General features: G+C 77.9%; 19 protein-coding genes. 13 read left to right on the top strand and 6 right to left on the bottom strand.

Annotated elements, in window-relative coordinates:
• Positions 1 to 82 precede the first annotated feature (82 nt).
• Both ACRYR7_RS18420 and ACRYR7_RS18415 read left to right on the top strand, forming a co-directional pair.
• Entirely contained in the window at positions 83 to 691 is a 609-nt protein-coding gene (locus ACRYR7_RS18420; RefSeq protein ID WP_432573567.1) for an amino-acid N-acetyltransferase, read from the top strand.
• A gap of 5 nt (positions 692 to 696) precedes the next feature.
• Complete coding sequence (locus tag ACRYR7_RS18415) at positions 697 to 1,170, top strand: gluconokinase (RefSeq protein WP_432573566.1); 474 nt, start codon at positions 697 to 699, stop codon at positions 1,168 to 1,170.
• Positions 1,171 to 1,252: 82 nt separating this feature from the next.
• Here ACRYR7_RS18415 and ACRYR7_RS18410 read toward each other — a convergent pair whose 3' ends face one another.
• Complete coding sequence (locus tag ACRYR7_RS18410; RefSeq protein WP_432573565.1) at positions 1,253 to 2,266, bottom strand: HhH-GPD family protein; 1,014 nt, start codon at positions 2,264 to 2,266, stop codon at positions 1,253 to 1,255.
• A gap of 191 nt (positions 2,267 to 2,457) precedes the next feature.
• Here ACRYR7_RS18410 and ACRYR7_RS18405 point away from each other — a divergent pair, with 191 nt between their 5' ends.
• Positions 2,458 to 3,123, top strand: a complete 666-nt coding sequence (locus ACRYR7_RS18405; RefSeq protein WP_432573564.1) for a hypothetical protein — start codon at positions 2,458 to 2,460, stop codon at positions 3,121 to 3,123.
• A 51-nt stretch (positions 3,124 to 3,174) separates the two neighbouring features.
• Here the strand turns inward: ACRYR7_RS18405 and disA are convergent, their stop codons facing one another.
• From disA to ACRYR7_RS18385, 4 genes are all read right to left on the bottom strand, one after another.
• The gene (gene disA, locus ACRYR7_RS18400) at positions 3,175 to 4,260 is read right to left on the bottom strand and encodes a DNA integrity scanning diadenylate cyclase DisA (protein ID WP_432573563.1); all 1,086 of its coding nucleotides are present in this window, start codon (positions 4,258 to 4,260) and stop codon (positions 3,175 to 3,177) included.
• 163 nt (positions 4,261 to 4,423) lie between these two features.
• A complete protein-coding gene (locus ACRYR7_RS18395; protein WP_432573562.1) occupies positions 4,424 to 4,789 on the bottom strand; it encodes a hypothetical protein in 366 nt (121 codons plus the stop codon).
• Between the two features lie 124 nt (positions 4,790 to 4,913).
• Positions 4,914 to 5,591 (bottom strand): class I SAM-dependent methyltransferase, encoded by a 678-nt coding sequence (locus ACRYR7_RS18390; protein WP_432573561.1) that lies wholly within the window; start codon positions 5,589 to 5,591, stop codon positions 4,914 to 4,916.
• A 20-nt stretch (positions 5,592 to 5,611) separates the two neighbouring features.
• A complete protein-coding gene (locus tag ACRYR7_RS18385) occupies positions 5,612 to 6,442 on the bottom strand; it encodes a hypothetical protein (RefSeq protein WP_432573560.1) in 831 nt (276 codons plus the stop codon).
• Positions 6,443 to 6,529: 87 nt separating this feature from the next.
• Here ACRYR7_RS18385 and ACRYR7_RS18380 point away from each other — a divergent pair, with 87 nt between their 5' ends.
• The 6 genes from ACRYR7_RS18380 (at position 6,530) to ACRYR7_RS18355 (ending at position 11,038) form a co-directional block, all read left to right on the top strand.
• Positions 6,530 to 7,504, top strand: a complete 975-nt coding sequence (locus tag ACRYR7_RS18380; RefSeq protein WP_432573559.1) for a Ppx/GppA family phosphatase — start codon at positions 6,530 to 6,532, stop codon at positions 7,502 to 7,504.
• Between the two features lie 10 nt (positions 7,505 to 7,514).
• Positions 7,515 to 8,339, top strand: a complete 825-nt coding sequence (locus tag ACRYR7_RS18375; RefSeq protein WP_432573558.1) for a sugar phosphate isomerase/epimerase family protein — start codon at positions 7,515 to 7,517, stop codon at positions 8,337 to 8,339.
• Positions 8,336 to 9,166: a pyrroline-5-carboxylate reductase gene (proC, locus tag ACRYR7_RS18370; protein ID WP_432573557.1), complete on the top strand. Its 831-nt coding sequence runs from the start codon at positions 8,336 to 8,338 to the stop codon at positions 9,164 to 9,166. Before ACRYR7_RS18375 ends, proC begins: the two co-directional genes overlap by 4 nt.
• Before the next feature lie 81 nt (positions 9,167 to 9,247).
• Positions 9,248 to 10,447, top strand: a complete 1,200-nt coding sequence (locus ACRYR7_RS18365) for an acetoin utilization protein AcuC (protein ID WP_432573556.1) — start codon at positions 9,248 to 9,250, stop codon at positions 10,445 to 10,447.
• Between the two features lie 167 nt (positions 10,448 to 10,614).
• The gene (locus ACRYR7_RS18360) at positions 10,615 to 10,815 is read left to right on the top strand and encodes a helix-turn-helix domain-containing protein (protein ID WP_337060425.1); all 201 of its coding nucleotides are present in this window, start codon (positions 10,615 to 10,617) and stop codon (positions 10,813 to 10,815) included.
• A gap of 124 nt (positions 10,816 to 10,939) precedes the next feature.
• Positions 10,940 to 11,038 (top strand): 30S ribosomal protein bS22, encoded by a 99-nt coding sequence (locus ACRYR7_RS18355; RefSeq protein ID WP_012085056.1) that lies wholly within the window; start codon positions 10,940 to 10,942, stop codon positions 11,036 to 11,038.
• 66 nt (positions 11,039 to 11,104) lie between these two features.
• Here the strand turns inward: ACRYR7_RS18355 and ACRYR7_RS18350 are convergent, their stop codons facing one another.
• Positions 11,105 to 11,896 carry an HAD family hydrolase gene (locus ACRYR7_RS18350; protein WP_432573555.1) on the bottom strand — a complete coding sequence of 264 codons (792 nt, stop codon included), beginning with the start codon at positions 11,894 to 11,896 and terminating at the stop codon, positions 11,105 to 11,107.
• Between the two features lie 110 nt (positions 11,897 to 12,006).
• Between ACRYR7_RS18350 and ACRYR7_RS18345 the strand changes: the two genes are divergently transcribed.
• From ACRYR7_RS18345 to hemC, 4 genes are all read left to right on the top strand, one after another.
• Positions 12,007 to 12,282, top strand: coding sequence for a glutaredoxin family protein (locus tag ACRYR7_RS18345; RefSeq protein ID WP_432573554.1), 276 nt, complete (start codon positions 12,007 to 12,009; stop codon positions 12,280 to 12,282).
• 197 nt (positions 12,283 to 12,479) lie between these two features.
• Positions 12,480 to 13,277 (top strand): redox-sensing transcriptional repressor Rex, encoded by a 798-nt coding sequence (locus tag ACRYR7_RS18340; protein WP_432573553.1) that lies wholly within the window; start codon positions 12,480 to 12,482, stop codon positions 13,275 to 13,277.
• On the top strand, positions 13,278 to 14,612 hold the full coding sequence (locus tag ACRYR7_RS18335) for a glutamyl-tRNA reductase (RefSeq protein WP_432573552.1): 1,335 nt from the start codon (positions 13,278 to 13,280) through the stop codon (positions 14,610 to 14,612).
• The coding region (gene hemC, locus ACRYR7_RS18330) for a hydroxymethylbilane synthase (protein WP_432573551.1) at positions 14,609 to 15,659 on the top strand (1,051 nt) is incomplete at its 3' end. The genes ACRYR7_RS18335 and hemC, both read left to right, overlap by 4 nt.

The raw sequence follows: 15,659 nt of genomic DNA, 5'->3' as shown, positions 1-15,659 counted from the left end.
CGGCCCGGCACCCCCGCGGGGGTGCCGGGCCGTCGCGCGTGCGGGGCGGTCCGCCGGGCCGCGCGCGCCCTCCTCTGCCAAGATCGACGCCGTGACGGCTCCAGCCCCCGGGGTGCGCGTCCGCCCGGCGCGCACCGGCGACGTGCCGGTGGTGCGCGCGCTCGTGGAGGACTACGCCCGCGAGCGCATCCTGCTCGCCAAGGAGCTGATCACCCTCTACGAGGCCGTGCAGGAGTTCGTCGTCGCCGAGGTCGACGACCCCGCCGCCCCGGGCGGGGCGCGCGTGGTGGGCTGCGGCGCCGTGCACGTCCTGTGGGAGGACCTCGCCGAGGTGCGCACCCTGGCCGTGGACCGCTCCGTGCGCGGGGCGGGGGTCGGGCACCGCATCCTGGAGGCGCTGCTGGCGCGCGCGGCCGACCTCGGGGTCACCCGCCTGTTCTGCCTGACCTTCGAGACGCGCTTCTTCGCCGCCCACGGCTTCGTCGAGATCGACGGCACCCCCGTCGCCCCGGACGTCTACGCGGAGATGCTGCGCTCGCACGACGAGGGCGTGGCCGAGTTCCTCGACCTCGCCCGCGTGAAGCCCAACACGCTCGGCAACACCAGGATGCTGCGGGTCACCCCCCGCGCCCGACCCGAGGAGGAGCCGTCATCGACACCGGCGAGCGTCCCGCAGGCCCCACCGCGCTGATCGTCATGGGCGTCTCGGGCAGCGGCAAGACCACCGTCGCCCAGGCCGTCTCCCGGCACCGCGGCTGGGAGTACGCCGAGGGCGACGACTTCCACCCGGCCGCCAACATCGACAAGATGCGCGCGGGCACCCCCCTGGACGACGAGGACCGCCTGCCCTGGCTGCGCGCCGTCGCGGCCTGGATCGGCGAGCGCGAGGCCGACGGGGAGTCCGTCGTGGTCACCTGCTCGGCGCTCAAGCGCTCCTACCGCGACCTGCTGCGCGAGGGGCACCCCTCCGTGCGCTTCTGCCACCTGACCGTGCCCGAGGCGGTGCTGGCCGAGCGGCTCGCGGCCCGCCGCGGGCACTACATGCCCGCCTCGCTGCTGCGCAGCCAGCTGGAGACCCTGGAGGAGCTGCAGCCGGACGAGCCGGGCTTCCTGGTGCCCGAGCAGCCCACCCCCGAGGACGTCGTCGCCGAGGTGCTGCGCCGCCTGTGAGGCCCGGCGGGGTCCGGCGCCGCGCGGTGCCGGGCCCGTCAGCGCGCGGTGCCGGGCCCGCCAGCGCGCGGCGCCGGGCCGCTCAGGAGGTCGGCAGGCCGAAGCGGCCGTCCTCGAGCGGCTCGACCAGGCCGTCGGCGACCAGGCCGTCCAGGCACCGCTCGCGCTGGGCCGCGTCGCTCGTCCAGGCCGCGGCCAGCTCCGGCGCCCCCACCGGCCCCTCCGCGGCCCGCAGCACCGCCAGCAGGCGCCCGCGGACCTGCCGGTCCGTGCCCGCCCAGCGCTGCACCCGCCGGGCCGGCCCGTCGTGGGCGGGGCGGCCCGCGGCGACCCACGCGCAGCGGTCCAGCAGCGGGCAGGCCGGGCAGCGCGGGGTGCGCGCGGTGCACACCAGCGCCCCCAGCTCCATCACCCCCACCGACCAGCGCGCCGCGGTCTCGGCGTCCTGCGGCAGCAGCGCCGCGGCCAGGCGCGTCTCGGCGGAGGTCAGGGCCGGGGCGGGCTCGGCCGCGCCGGAGACCGCGCGGGCGTGCACGCGCCGCACGTTGGTGTCCACCACGGCGTGCCGGCGGCGGAAGGCGAAGGCGGCCACGGCCGCGGCGGTGTAGGCGCCGACGCCGGGCAGGGCCAGCAGGGCCTCGTGGTCGTCGGGGACCTCGCCGCCGTGCTCGGCGGTGATCGCCACGGCCGCGGCGTGCAGGCGCAGCGCCCGGCGCGGGTAGCCCAGGCGGTCCCAGGCGCGCACCGCCTCGCCCGGCGGCTCGGCGGCCAGCGCCGCCGGGGTGGGCCAGCGCTGCAGCCACTCGCGCCAGCGCGGCAGCACCCGCGCCACGGGCGTCTGCTGGAGCATCACCTCGCTGACCAGCACCCCCCAGGGCGAGCAGCCCGGCTCCCGCCACGGCAGGTCCCGCGCGCTGCCGGCGTACCAGTCCAGGACGCTGCGGTGCAGCTCGCCCAGGGCCGCGGCGTCCAGCGGGGCCCGCTCGGCCGGGCGCGCGGCGGCGGCACGGGCGGCGCGCGCGGCGGTGGGCGCGGTGGCGGTGGCGGTGGGCGCGGTGGCGGAGGAGGTGGTGGGGGAGGGGGACGTGCGGGGCACCGCCGGATCCTCCGCCGCGCGGGGGGCGGGTGCAAATCACGTGATCACGCCGGGTGCGGACGGGGTGATCGCTGCGCTGAGTGGCGCCCTGCGAGCGGAGCGTGGCGAGGCGGGGCGGGCGGGGGCGACACGCCGGGACGGGGCGGCGCGCCTGCGCGCGAGGTCCCCCCGCGACGCCTACCTTCGCTGCGGTGAGCAGCGTGCTGCACCCCGTCGGGCCCGAGCGGCGGGCGACGTACTGGCGTCGTCGCCTCGTGGCCGTCCTCGTCCTCCTGCTGCTCGTCGCGGCCGTCGCGCTCGGCGTGCGCGCCCTGCTGCCGGGGGCCTCCTCCGAGCAGGTCGCCGCGCGGCTCGACCCCCGGCTCGTCTCGCCCACCCTGGGCGCCGTCGCCGACCCGACCGACAGCCCCACCGCCACGTCCAGCGGCAGCCCCACCGACAGCCCCACCGCCGCGGCCGAGGTCGAGCCGTGCGCGGGCGGGGACCTGGAGGTCGTGCTCACCTCCGACGCGCCCGCCTACGGGCCCGGCGAGACGCCCAAGCTGACCCTGACCGTCAAGAACGTCGGCCGGAGCACCTGCAGCGCCGAGATCGGCAGCGCCGTGCGCAGCTTCGCGGTCGAGGACGCCTCCGGCGCGCGGGTGTGGTCCAGCACCGACTGCCAGTCCTCCTCCTCGGCGCAGTCCTACGACATCGAGCCCGGCGCGTGGCGCACGATGAGCACCGCCTGGTCGCGCCAGCGCTCGGCCGCCGGCTGCCCGGACGACCAGCTCGCCGCCGAGGCCGGCATGTACACCGTGCAGGCCACCTGGCAGGAGACCGCGGCCGCGGCGCTGCCCATCACCCTGGCCGGCTGAGGGGCGCCGGGCGCCCGGGGCGCGCAGGCCATCCGGGGTGCGGGGTGCGCCTCAGACGTAGCGCTCGAGGATGCTGGACTCCGCCAGCCGCGACAGGCCCTCGCGCACCGCGCGGGCGCGCTGCTCGCCCACCCCGTCGACCGTCATGAGGTCGTCGATGCTGGCTGCGAGCAGCTTCTGCAGGTCGCCGAACTGGTCCACCAGGCGCTCGACGATGGCGCCGGGCAGGCGCGGCACGCGGTTGAGCAGGCGGAAGCCCTTGGGGCTGACCGCGGAGTCCAGCGAGTCCCCACCCACCGAGAAGCCCAGCACCCGCGCCACCTGGCTGAGGTCCACCAGGTCCGTGGAGTCCAGCTGCGCCAGCGCCTCCAGCACCGCCTCCAGCGGTCCCTCGTGGCGGCTGGCCTCCAGGTAGTCGCGCACGACGAGCTCGCGGTCCGGGCCGACCCCGCCGATGAGCTCGTCGAGCTGCAGCGACAGCAGCCGGCCGTCCACGCCCAGCTCCACGACGTACCCGGCGATCTCGTCGGCGATGCGCCGCACCATCTCGATGCGCTGCACGACCGAGCAGACGTCGCGGACCGTCACCAGGTCCTCGATCTCCAGCGCCGAGAGGGTGCCGGTCACCTCGTCCAGGCGGGCGCGGTAGCGCTCCAGCGTCTGCAGCGCCTGGTTCGCGCGGCCCAGGATCGCGTCGGAGCCCTCCAGCACGTACCGGCGCGAGCCCACGTACACCGCGACGATCCGCATCGACTGCGACACCGAGACCACGGGGTAGCCGGTCTGCTTGGCCACGCGCTCGGCGGTGCGGTGCCGGGTGCCGGACTCGCTGGTCTCGATGGAGGAGTCCGGCACGAGCTGCACGGCCGCGCGCAGGATGCGCGTCACGTCGCGGTCGCACACGATCGCGCCGTCCATCTTCGCCAGCTCCCGCAGGCGGGTGGCGGAGAACTCCACGTCCAGGGCGAAGCCGCCGGTGCTCAGCGCGTCGACGACGCGGTCGAAGCCCAGCACGATGAGCGCGCCGGTGCGGCCGCGGAGGATGCGCTCCAGGCCGTCGCGCAGCTCCGTGCCCGGGGCGACGGCGGCGAGGGTCGAGCGCAGGATCTCCTCGGGGGTGCGGTCTGCGGTCGCCACCGGGCCTCCTCGCGAACGTCTTCGGGGCGGAGTCTAGCGGCGGCGCCGCCGCGCGAGCGGGGACCCCGTGCGCGCCGCGCCCCGCGGGTGCGGCGCCCCCGCACGCGAGAGGACCCGCCGACCCCGGTGGGGGTGGGCGGGTCCTCCCGGCGCGTCGGCCGGCTCAGCTGCCGTAGAGGGTCTTCATCGTGGTCATGAGGATACCCAGCGCGCCCATGACGAAGCTGGGCACGAAGGCGAGGATGGCCGCACCGATGCTGCCCGTCTTGCGGTACAGCAGGTACGCGGAGAACACCATGACGAGCGCGCCCACCAGCGTGAAGACGAGTCCCGTCACGATGCGCCCGGTGGAGGCCCCCTGGTACGGGTCCACGCCCAGCAGGGCCAGCGGCACCAGGGCGCTCAGCAGCAGGCCGACCACCCAGATCAGCAGGGCGACGACGGTGCCGCCGTTGGGCTTGGACCAGCGGATGGGGGCGACGGCCCGCTGCTCCTCGTGACGCGTCGGCGGGGCGGAGTGCGCGCTCATGGACCCCATCATCCACGCACCGGCCCCCGCACGGCGACCCCGGGTGCGTCCGCGCGTCCCGCGCGCCCGCGCGGGCCCCCGCCGGGTCCGGCGGCGCGCTCCGGCGCCGGGGACCCGGCGGGGTTCAGGACCGCCGGTGGCGCAGCACCACCGCGTAGTCCACCCGGGTGCCCTCGTGGGCGTCGAGGAAGCGCTGCGCCGGCCCGGGCGCGAACTCGATGCGCACCACGGCCTCGAGGTCCTCGCGGCGCTCGAACTCCCACGCCACCTCCAGGCGCTCGCAGGACCAGCCGCGCCGCGCGAAGAACCGGTCCACCGCCGCCTGGTCGTACCCGGGCAGCGCGCTGGAGAACCAGGACCCGAACGTGGAGCGGGTGGCGTCGTTGTCCACGACGAACGCCGCCCCGCCCGGGCGCAGCACCCGCTCCAGCTCCGCCAGGCCCGGCTCGCAGCCGGGGCCGAAGAAGTACGCGAAGCGCGCGTGCGCGACGTCCACGCTCGCGTCCGGCAGGGGCAGCGCCCCGGCCGCGCCGTGCAGCACCCGCACGCCCCCCAGGCCCCGCACCCGCTCCAGCGCGCGGCGCAGCAGCGGCGGGTGCGGCTCCACGCCGGTGACGGTGCGGGCCGCGGCCGCGAAGCGCGGCAGGTGGAAGCCGGTGCCGCAGCCGACGTCGAGCACGTCCGCGCCGGCCCAGTCGCGCACCGCGCGCATCGCCGCCTCGATCAGGCCGCCGCGGTCCAGGGCGAGGTTCTCCAGCTCGTACACGTCGGGGGAGCCCCACACGTTCGGGCTGGGCACCACCCCGGGCGGGTCCGCCGGGCTCACCGGGGCGCGCGCGAGCGGTCCGCCGGGTGCACCGTCAGCGGCAGCAGCCGCCGGTGCGCGGACCCGGCGCGCGCGCGGCCCACCAGCGCCTCGCAGTGCCGGGCCAGCTCCTCGTAGGCGCCGTCGCCCACCAGCTCGCGCAGCTCGGCCTCCGCGCTGCGGAACAGCGGGCGGGTGCCCACGTGCGCGGCCGGGTTCGAGGTGCAGTACCAGTCCAGGTCGTGCCCGCCCTCGCCCCAGCCGCGGCGGTCGTACTCGGCGATCGTCACCTCCAGGTACTCGGTGCCGTCGCCGCGGGCGACCGTGCGGTACGAGCGCTTCAGCGGCAGCTGCCAGCACACGTCCGGCTTGAGCGTCAGCGGCTCCACGCCCTCGGTCAGGGCCAGCAGGTGCAGCGCGCACCCGGCGCCGGCGGCGAACCCCGAGCGGTTGGCGAACACGCAGCCGCCGTCGACCACGCGGGTCTTGCGCTCGCCGTCCTCCACCTCGGTCCACCCGTGCGCGCGGCCCTCGTCGTGGTACTGCCACGTCGCCGGCGTCAGCCGCCGCACCGCCGCGGCCACCCGCTCCTCGTCGGCGGGCTCGGTGAAGTGCGCCCCCAGCGCGCAGCAGCCCACGTCGGGGGCGTCGGCGTGGATGCCGGGGCAGCCGGCGCCGAAGATGCACGTGTAGTCCGAGGTCAGCCACGTCAGGTCGCAGCGGTACACGGTGCCCGGCGGGGCGTGCGGGTCGTCGGCGACGTCGGCCGGCTCGGGGAACTCGACCCACAGCCGGGGGCCGTCCAGCGGGGTCTCGCCCGGCTGCTCGGGGGCGGGGGCGTGGTGCACCGCACGAGCGTAAGCGCGCCCCGGCACCCGCCCGCACCGCTGCGGCGGTGTGCCGGAGCGGTCCCGCGCGTCCAATACGCTCCGCCCATGCGGCTGGGCGTCCTCGACGTGGGTTCCAACACCGTCCACCTCCTCGTGGTGGACGCGCACCCCGGCGCGCACCCGCTGGCGGCGGACTCCACCCGGCGCCTGCTGCGCCTGGCCGAGCACCTCGACGGCGCCGGCGCGGTGAACGCCAAGGGCGTCGCCGGCCTGACCTCCGCCGTGGACGAGGCCGCCCGCGCGGCCGAGGACGCCGGCGTGGAGGAGCTGCTGGCGTTCGCCACCTCCGCCCTGCGCGAGGCCACCAACGGCGAGGAGGTCCTCGCCCACGTCGCCCAGCGCACCGGCGTGCGCCTGGAGGTGCTGCCGGGCACCGCCGAGGCGGACCTGACGTTCCTGGCGGTGCGCCGCTGGTACGGCTGGTCGGCCGGCCGGCTGCTCGTGCTGGACATCGGCGGCGGCTCCCTGGAGGTCGCCGCCGGCCTGGACGAGGCGCCCGACGTGTCCTTCTCCCTGCCCCTGGGCGCGGGCCGGCTGACCCGCGACCGGCTGCCCGGCGACCCGCCCTCCAAGGAGGCGGTGCGCGAGGTGCGCCGCTACGTGCGCCAGCAGATCGCCGCGCGGGTGCGCGACGTCACCCGCGCCGGCACGCCCGACGCCGTGGTCGTCACCAGCAAGACGTTCCGCAGCCTGGCCCGGCTGTGCGGGGCCGCGCCCAGCGCCGAGGGCCCGCGGGTGCGCCGCGTGCTGCGCCGCGCCGACCTGACCGCCCGCGTGCCCGAGCTGGCCGCCATGACGTGCGCCCAGCGCGCCCAGCTGCCCGGGGTGGCCGTCGAGCGCGCCCCGCAGCTGCTGGCCGGGGCCCTGGTCGCCGAGGCCGCCTTCGAGCTGTTCGGCGTGGAGGAGGCGCTGGTGGGCCCGTGGGCGCTGCGCGAGGGGATCATCCTGCGGCGCCTGGACGCCATCGGCGCCGAGCGCGGCGCGGCGCCGGGAGCGCGCGCCGGGGCCGGCGCGCTCTAGGTTGGACGCCATGGACCTCCAGCACGGCGGGCCCGTCCCCGTGGGGCTGTCGACCTCCTGCTCCTACCCGGAGTCGACGACCGCGGCCTTCGAGATCGCCGCCCGCCTCGGCTACGACGGCGTCGAGGTCATGGTCTGGACCGACCCCGTCAGCCAGGACGCGGCGGCCCTGCAGCGCCTGGTCGAGCACTTCGGCGTGCCGGTGGTCTCCGTCCACGCCCCCACCCTGCTGCTGACCCAGCGCATCTGGGGCCGCGGCGACCCGTGGGGCAAGGTCGAGAGGTCCTGCGAGCTGGCCGCGCAGCTGGGCGCCCCCACCGTCGTGGTGCACCCGCCGTTCCGCTGGCAGCGCGAGTACGCCGCCGGGTTCGTCGAGGGCGTGCGCGAGCTGGAGCGCTCCTCGGGGGTGGCCCTGGCGGTGGAGAACATGTTCCCCTGGCGCGCGCGCGGGCGGGAGGTCGTCGCCTACGCGCCCGGCTGGGACCCCACGGACGTGGACTACCGCCACCTGACCCTGGACCTCTCGCACGCCGCGACGAGCGGGCTGGACTCCCTGGAGCTGGCGCGCGCCTTCGGCGACCGCCTGGCGCACGTGCACCTGTGCGACGGCTCCGGCTCCGTCAAGGACGAGCACCTCGTGCCCGGCGACGGCTCCCAGCCGTGCGCGGAGGTCCTGCGGCACCTGGCGGCCGGCGGGTTCACCGGCGGCGTCGTCGCCGAGGTCAACACCCGCAGGGCCCGCGGGCGCGCGGCGCGCGAGCGCGAGCTGGCCCGCACCCTGGAGTTCGCCCGCCGGCACCTGGCGCCGGTGGCCGTGGGGGAGGGCACCGCGTGAGCGCCCCGGTGGGCGCGCCCCGCCCGCACGGCCCGCTGGCCCTGGTCGGCGCCGGCGTCATGGGCCAGACGCTGCTGGGCGGGCTGCTGCGCGCCGGCCGCAGCCCGGCGGACGTGCTCGTCGTGGACCGCCGCGCCGGCCGCGGCGCCGAGCTGCGCGAGCGCTTCGGGGTGCGCGTGGTCGACGAGCCCGCCGCCGTGCGCGAGGCCGCCACCGTCGTCGTCGCCGTCAAGCCGCAGGACCTGGTGGACCTGCTGGACTCCCTGGCCCCGCACCTGGCGCCCGGCGCCCTGGTCGTCTCGCTGGCCGCGGGGGTGACCACCGCCGCGATCGAGGCGCGCCTGCCGGCGGGCACCGCCGTCGTGCGGGTCATGCCGAACACGCCCTCGCTGGTCGACGAGGGCATGGCCGGGCTGGCCGGCGGCTCGGCGTGCACCGACGCGGACCTGGCCGAGGCGGAGGACCTGCTGCGCTCGTGCGGGCGCACGGTGGTGCTGGCGGAGAAGCACCTGGACGCGGTGACGGCCCTGTCCGGCTCGGGCCCGGCGTACGTCTTCTACGTGGTGGAGGCGATGGTCGAGGCGGGCGTGCTGCTGGGCCTGCCGCGCGCCACGGCCACGCAGCTGGTGGTGCAGACCGTCGTGGGCGCCGGGGCGATGCTGCGCGAGACGGGGCAGCACCCCACGGTGCTGCGCGAGCAGGTGACCTCGCCGGCGGGCACGACGGCCGCGGCCCTGCGCCAGCTCGACGACTCCGGGGTGCGCGCGGCCCTGGTCTCGGCCGTCGAGGCGGCCTGGGCCCGCTCGCGGCAGCTGTCGGGGAGCTGACGCGGTGGTTAGGGTTCCCGCGTGCTCCCCGCCCGCCCCGCGCCGCGGACCCCTCCGGCGCCCGCGGTGACCCCGCCCCCGGTGGACCCGCCCCCCGCGCCCGACGCGGTCCAGGTCGTGTGGGACCCCGTCTTCAACCGCTACGACTTCGGCCGCTGGCACCCCATGGCGCCGGTGCGCCTAGACCTGACGGCCCGCCTGTGCGAGGCGCTGGGCCTGTTCTCCGCGCCGGGGCTGCGGGTGGTCTCGGCCCGCCCCGCCGACGACGACCTGCTGCGCACGGTGCACGACCCGGAGTACGTGCGCGCGGTGCAGGCGGCCTCGGCGGACCCGCGCGACGCGCAGCAGGTCTTCGGCCTGGGCACCGAGGACGACCCCGCCTTCCCCGGCATGCACGAGGCGGCCGCGCGCATCGTGGGGGGATCGGTGGACCTGGGCCGGGCCGTGCTGGCCGGGCGCGCGCTGCACGGGGTGAACTTCTGCGGCGGCATGCACCACGCCAAGCCCGGCTGCGCCAGCGGCTTCTGCGTCTACAACGACGCGGCCGCGGCGATCCGGGCGGCGCTGGACGACGGCGCGCAGCGGGTGGCGTACGTGGACCTGGACTGCCACCACGGCGACGGCACCGAGGCGGTCTTCTGGGACGACCCGCGGGTGCTGACGGTCAGCGTGCACGAGTCGGGCACGACCCTCTTCCCCGGCACGGGCTTCGCCGACGAGCTGGGCGGGCCGGGCGCGCTGGGCTCGGCGGTGAACCTGGCGCTGCCGGCGGGCACCCGGGACGCGGGGTGGCTGCGCGCGGTGCACTCGGTGGTGCCGCAGCTGGTGTCCTCCTTCGAGCCGGACCTGCTGGTGACCCAGCACGGCTGCGACACGCACGCCCTGGACCCGCTGGGGCACCTGGTGATCTCGGTGGACGCCCAGCGGGTGGCGGCGGCGTCGATGCACGCGCTGGCGCACGCGGCGGCCGGCGGGCGCTGGCTGGCGCTGGGCGGCGGGGGCTACGAGGTGGTGGACGTGGTGCCGCGCACCTGGGCGCACCTGGTGGCGGAGGCGGCGCACCGGCCGCTGGACCCGGCCACGCCGCTGCCGGCGTCCTGGCGCGCGCACGTGGAGGAGGCCGTGGGGCGGGACGCGCCGCGGACCATGACCGACGGCGGCAGCGGCGAGTTCCAGGACTGGTCCTCCGGCTACGACCCGGACGACGCGGTGGACCGGGCGGTGCTGGCGACGCGGCGGGCGGCCTTCCCCCTGCACGGGCTGGACCCGGAGTTCGACTGAGCGTAGCCAGTAGTCACTGACCGCTCAGGTCACGCAGGGTGACAATCTGGACACGCATCCCTTCCACAGGCGTCACGTCTGCCCCTACAGTGGTGAGCGGGACGCGCCCCCACTCCCCGTCCGGGAGGCCGGCGGGCCGCTGGCGCGAGGTGGAAGGTGCTGTGGGGATGCCTGAGGACCGTCCGCTGTCCGACGTCCGGTTCCTGACCGTGGCGGAGGTGGCGTCGATGATGCGCGTGTCGAAGATGACCGTCTACCGGCTCGTGCACAACGGGGACCTGCCCGCCGTGCGCGTCGGCCGCTCCTTCCGCGTCCCCGAGGACGCCGTGCACGAGTACCTGCGCCAGGCCTACATCGACACCGCCTGAGGCGCCCGGGAGCCGGCGGGGCGAGCGGGCGCGGCCGGGCACCGCCGCGGACCGCTACGATGGGGAAGGTTTGCCGCGTCAGCGGCTGGACGCGAGAAGCACCCGTCGAGTGAGCGAGGACCCCTTGGGCTCTGTCATCAAGAAGCGCCGCAAGCGCATGGCGAAGAAGAAGCACCGCAAGCTGCTCCGTCGCACGCGCCACCAGCGTCGCAACAAGAAGTGAGCTGAACGCAGCTCCCCGCGCGGGCGGGTCCCCACCGGGGCCCGCCCGTCCGCGCGCCCGGGCCCCTCAGGCCGCGCGCCGCACCAGCCCCGCCAGCACCAGCGCCGCCGCGCCCGCCGCCCCGGCCGTGCCCGCCCGCACCGTCCAGCGCGCCGCCCGGTGCCAGCCGCGGAACTCGCGCACCTCCCAGCCGTGCCGCGCCGCGTGCCGGCGCAGCGAGCGGTCCGGGTTCACCGCCACCGGCCGTCCCACCATCGACAGCAGCGGCAGGTCGTTCGCCGAGTCCGAGTACGCCGCGCACCGCGCCAGGTCCCACCCCGAGCGCTCCGCCAGCGCGCGCACCGCCGCCGCCTTCGCCGCCCCGTGCACCGGCTCGCCCACCAGGCGCCCGGTGTAGACCCCGTCCACGCTCTCCGCCACCGTGCCCAGCGCCCCGGTCAGCCCCAGCCGGCGCGCCACCACGTCCGCCAGCTCCACCGGCGCCGCCGTCACCAGCCACACCGGTGCCCCCTGCGCCAGGTGCCGGTCCGCGAGCACCCGCACCCCCGGGCGCACCTTGGCCTCCACGTGCTCCTCGTACACCTCCTCGCCGATCGCGCGGATCTCCGCCGTGGAGTGCCCCGCCACGAACGCCAGCGCCAGCTCGCGCACCTCCAGCAGGTGCCCGTGCACCTCCCCGCGCAGCGCGAAGTGCACCGCCCGCCGCGCGAAGCCGCGCAGCTCGCGCGAGGAGAAGAAGCCGCGCGCGTGCAGGCCGCGCGCGAAGTAGAACAGCGACGCGCCGCGGACCACCGTGTTGTCGAGGTCGAAGAACGCGGCGACGCACGGGTCGGGCGCCGTCGCCCGGGCAGGTGCCACCCGCGCATCGTAGGCCGACGCCGCGCCGCGCGGGGCCCCGCGCGCCGCGCGCTCGGCCGCACCGGGGCGAGCGGGCGCGCGCGGCCCGGCGGGGCGGGCAGGATGGGGGCGTGGAGGGGACGGGGCGGGCGCGCATCGTGCTGGTCTCGCGCGCGGGGTGCCACCTGTGCGACGAGGGGCGCGAGGTGGTGCGCCGGGTCGCCGGGGACGCGGGGGAGACGTGGGTCGAGGTGGACGTGGACGCCGACCCGGAGTCCGCGCGGCGCTGGTCCGACCGCGTGCCGGTGGTGCTCGTCGACGGCACCGAGCGCGACTTCGGCCGGCTCGACGCCGGCCGGCTCGCCGACGCGCTGGCCGGCCGGCGGTGGTGGCGCCGGCGGCGCTGAGGCGGGCGGGCGCCGGGCGGCGGTGTGGCGGGACAGACACCCGCGCGACTTTGTGCGCGCGTTCACAAACGCCTACTCTGCTGGGGGCGCCGCAGGGACGGGGCCCCCGGCCCGGGAGGGCCGGTGAGAGCACCGGCGAACCACGTCGGCGAGCACGTACGAGGGTGCCGGGTCTGACCGCAGTGGACGAGGACGACGTGAGCAGCGCGCGCCGCGACGGCGCGCACGCCGCCGGGGGCGCCGGTCGCCCGCCCGGCGGCGCGGCGGTGGTCCCCGAGGCCACGGTCGCCCGCCTGCCGCAGTACCTGCGGGCGCTGACGGCGCTGGCCGAGGCCGGTGCGCGCACGGTGTCCTCCGAGGCCCTCGCCGAGGCCGCGGGCGTGGGGTCCGCCAAGCTGCGCAAGGACCTCTCGCACCTGGGCAGCTACGGCACCCGCGGCGTCGGCTACGACGTCGCCGAGCTGCAGCGGCACATCGCCGACCGCCTCGGGCAGGCCGGCAGCTGGCGGGTCGTCATCGTGGGCGTGGGCAACCTCGGCCACGCGCTGGCCGGCTACAGCGGCTTCGCCTCGCGCGGCTTCACGGTCGTCGGGCTCTTCGACGACGACCCCGCGCTCGTCGGGCGGGTCGTCGTGGGCCAGCGCGTGCGCCCGCTGGACGAGCTCGCCGACGTCGTCGGCGGGACCGGCTCGGCGATCGCGGTGCTGGCGGTGCCCGCCCAGCACGCGCAGGCGGTGTGCGACCGCCTGGTGGCCGCCGGCACCCGCAGCATCCTCAACTTCGCCCCGACCGTGCTGCGCGTCCCCGACGGCGTGGACGTGCGCAAGGTCGACCTCGCCTCGGAGCTCCAGATCCTCGCCTTCCACGCCCAGCGCCGCGCCGCCCCCGCCGGCGCCCCCGCACCCAGCGCCGCCGCCCCCGCGCGCGGCGCAGCCGGCGCCAGCGCCGGTCCGCTGCTGCCGCACGCGCTGCGCCGCGTCGAGGAGGTGGTCTGAGTGACCCTGATGGTCGTGGGCCTGTCCCACCGCACCGCCGCCCTGGAGGTGCTCGAGCGCGCCTCCTTCGACGCCGCCGCGGCCGCCCGCGCCGTGTCCGAGCTGACGGCCTCCCCGCACGTGGAGGAGGCGTTCGTGCTCTCCACCTGCAACCGGGTGGAGGTGTACTGCGACGTCACCCGCTTCCACGGCGGGGTGGCCGCGGTGGGCGAGGCGCTGGCGCGCCGCATCGGCGTGCCCCTGGACGAGCTGGGCGACCAGCTCTACGTGCACTACGAGGACGCCGGCGTCGAGCACCTGTTCCGGGTGGCGTGCGGGCTGGACTCGATGGCCGTGGGCGAGGCGCAGATCCTCGGCCAGCTGCGCGGGGCGCTGCGCGACCTGCACGAGACCGACCGCGGCGGCGGCACCCTGGACCGCCTGCTGCAGACGGCGCTGCGGGTGGGCAAGCGCGCCCACTCCGAGACGTCCCTGGACGCCGCGGGCGCCTCCCTGGTGGACGCCTCGATCGCGCGCGCCGAGCAGGTCGTGGGCCCGGTGGCCGGGCTGCGGGCCGTGGTGGTCGGCGCCGGCGCGATGAGCGCGCTGGTGGCCACCACCCTCAGCCGCGCCGGCGTGGACGTCGTGGTCGCCAACCGCACCCCCGAGCGCGCCCAGCGCCTGGCGGCCGCGGTGGGCGGGCGCGCCGCCGGCCTGGACGTGCTGCGCGCGGAGGTCGCCGCCGCGGACCTCGTCGTCAGCTGCACCGGCGCCGTGGGGCACGTGCTGGACGTGGCGGTCGTGGCCAGCGCCCTGCTGGACCGCCCGCAGCGCCCGCTGTTCCTGGCGGACCTGGCGCTGCCGCGCGACATCGACCCCGACGTGGCGACCCTGCCGGGCGCGCACCTGGTGGACCTGGAGGGCCTGGGCGCGGACCTGGCCGGCAGCGCGGTGGCCGACGACCTGCGCGCGGTGCGCGCCATCGTCACCGAGGAGGTCGCCGCCTACGCGGCGTCCCTGCGGGTGGCCGACGTCGCCCCGACCGTGGTGGCGCTGCGCACCCAGGCGCGGCACGTGGTGGACACCGAGATGCGCCGCCTGGCCGGGCGCGTGGACCTCGACGACGCCGCGCGCGCCGAGGTGGACCGCGCGGTGCACCGCATCGTGGAGAAGCTGCTGCACACCCCGACGGTGCGGGTGAAGGAGCTGGCCGAGGCCCCCGGCGGCGCCGGGTACGCCGCCGCGCTGCGCGCCCTGTTCGACCTGGAGGTCGCCGGCGCCGCGGGCGCGGGCCAGCGCGTGGGCGAGGCGCCGCTGTCGGGCACCGTCGCGGAGGCCGTGGGGAGGGTGTCGTGACGCGAGCGCTGCGCCTGGGCACCCGGCGCAGCGCGCTGGCCACCACCCAGAGCGGCTGGGTCGCCGACGAGCTGCGCGCGCGCGGCACCGCGGTGGAGCTGGTGGAGATCACCACCCGCGGCGACGTGGACCGCGCCCCGCTGGCCGTCATCGGCGGCACCGGCGTGTTCGTCTCCGCGCTGCGCGAGGCGCTGCTGGCCGGCGAGGTGGACCTGGCGGTGCACTCGCTCAAGGACCTGCCCACGGCCCCGGCCGAGGGCCTGGCGCTGGCGGCGGTGCCGCGGCGCGAGGACCCGCGCGACGTGCTGGTCGCCTCCGGCGGGCGCACCCTGGCGCAGCTGCCGGCCGGCGCGCGCGTGGGCACCGGCTCCCCGCGCCGGCGCGCGCTGCTGCTGGACGCCCGCCCGGACCTGGAGGTCGTGGCGGTGCGCGGCAACGTCGACACCCGCCTGCGGATGGTCTCCTCCGGCGAGCTGGACGCGGTGGTGCTGGCCGCCGCGGGCCTGTCCCGGCTGGGCCGGCTCGGCGAGGCCGCCGAGGTGCTCGACGCCGCGGCGTTCGTCCCGGCGCCCGGGCAGGGCGCGCTGGCCGTGGAGTGCCGCGCCGACGACGCGGGGGTCGTGGCCGCCCTGGCCGCGCTGGACTCCCCGGCGGACCGCCTGGCGGTGCTGGCCGAGCGCCAGCTCCTGGCCAGCCTGGAGGCCGGCTGCTCGGCGCCGGTGGGGGCGCACGCGCGCCTGGCCGGCGGCGCGCTGCACCTGTCCCTGGCGGTGCAGGGCCCCGAGGGCCTGGTGCGCCGCGACGTCACCGGCCCGGCCGGGGACCCCGCCGCGGCCCGCGCGCTGGGCGCGCGCACGGCCTCCGAGCTGCTGGCGGGCCCCCTGGCGGGCGCCGCCGACGCCCTCGAACCCCTCGCGGTGCCCGCCGCGGGCCCCGCACGACCACCCGCCGCCCTCGGCGGCGGCGCGCCCGACGCCACCCCGCACCGAGCCCCGGCCGGTCCACCTCCCGACCCCGACAGTGGCTCGTGTGCCCGTCGACGAAAAT

The sequence above is a fragment of the Kineococcus gurbantunggutensis genome (assembly GCF_050871925.1).
Lineage (GTDB): Bacteria > Actinomycetota > Actinomycetes > Actinomycetales > Kineococcaceae > Kineococcus.
Note: the sequence above shows the minus strand (reverse complement) of the source record. Positions and strands in the feature narration are given on the sequence as shown.

Coding starts and splice junctions, on each gene's coding strand:
- ACRYR7_RS18360 (WP_337060425.1), top strand. CDS start 10,615: ATGCCTGAGGACCGTCCGCTGTCCGACGTCCGGTTCCTGACCGTGGCG.
- ACRYR7_RS18375 (WP_432573558.1), top strand. CDS start 7,515: ATGGACCTCCAGCACGGCGGGCCCGTCCCCGTGGGGCTGTCGACCTCC.
- ACRYR7_RS18415 (WP_432573566.1), top strand. CDS start 697: ATGGGCGTCTCGGGCAGCGGCAAGACCACCGTCGCCCAGGCCGTCTCC.
- ACRYR7_RS18395 (WP_432573562.1), bottom strand. CDS start 4,789: ATGAGCGCGCACTCCGCCCCGCCGACGCGTCACGAGGAGCAGCGGGCC.
- ACRYR7_RS18380 (WP_432573559.1), top strand. CDS start 6,530: ATGCGGCTGGGCGTCCTCGACGTGGGTTCCAACACCGTCCACCTCCTC.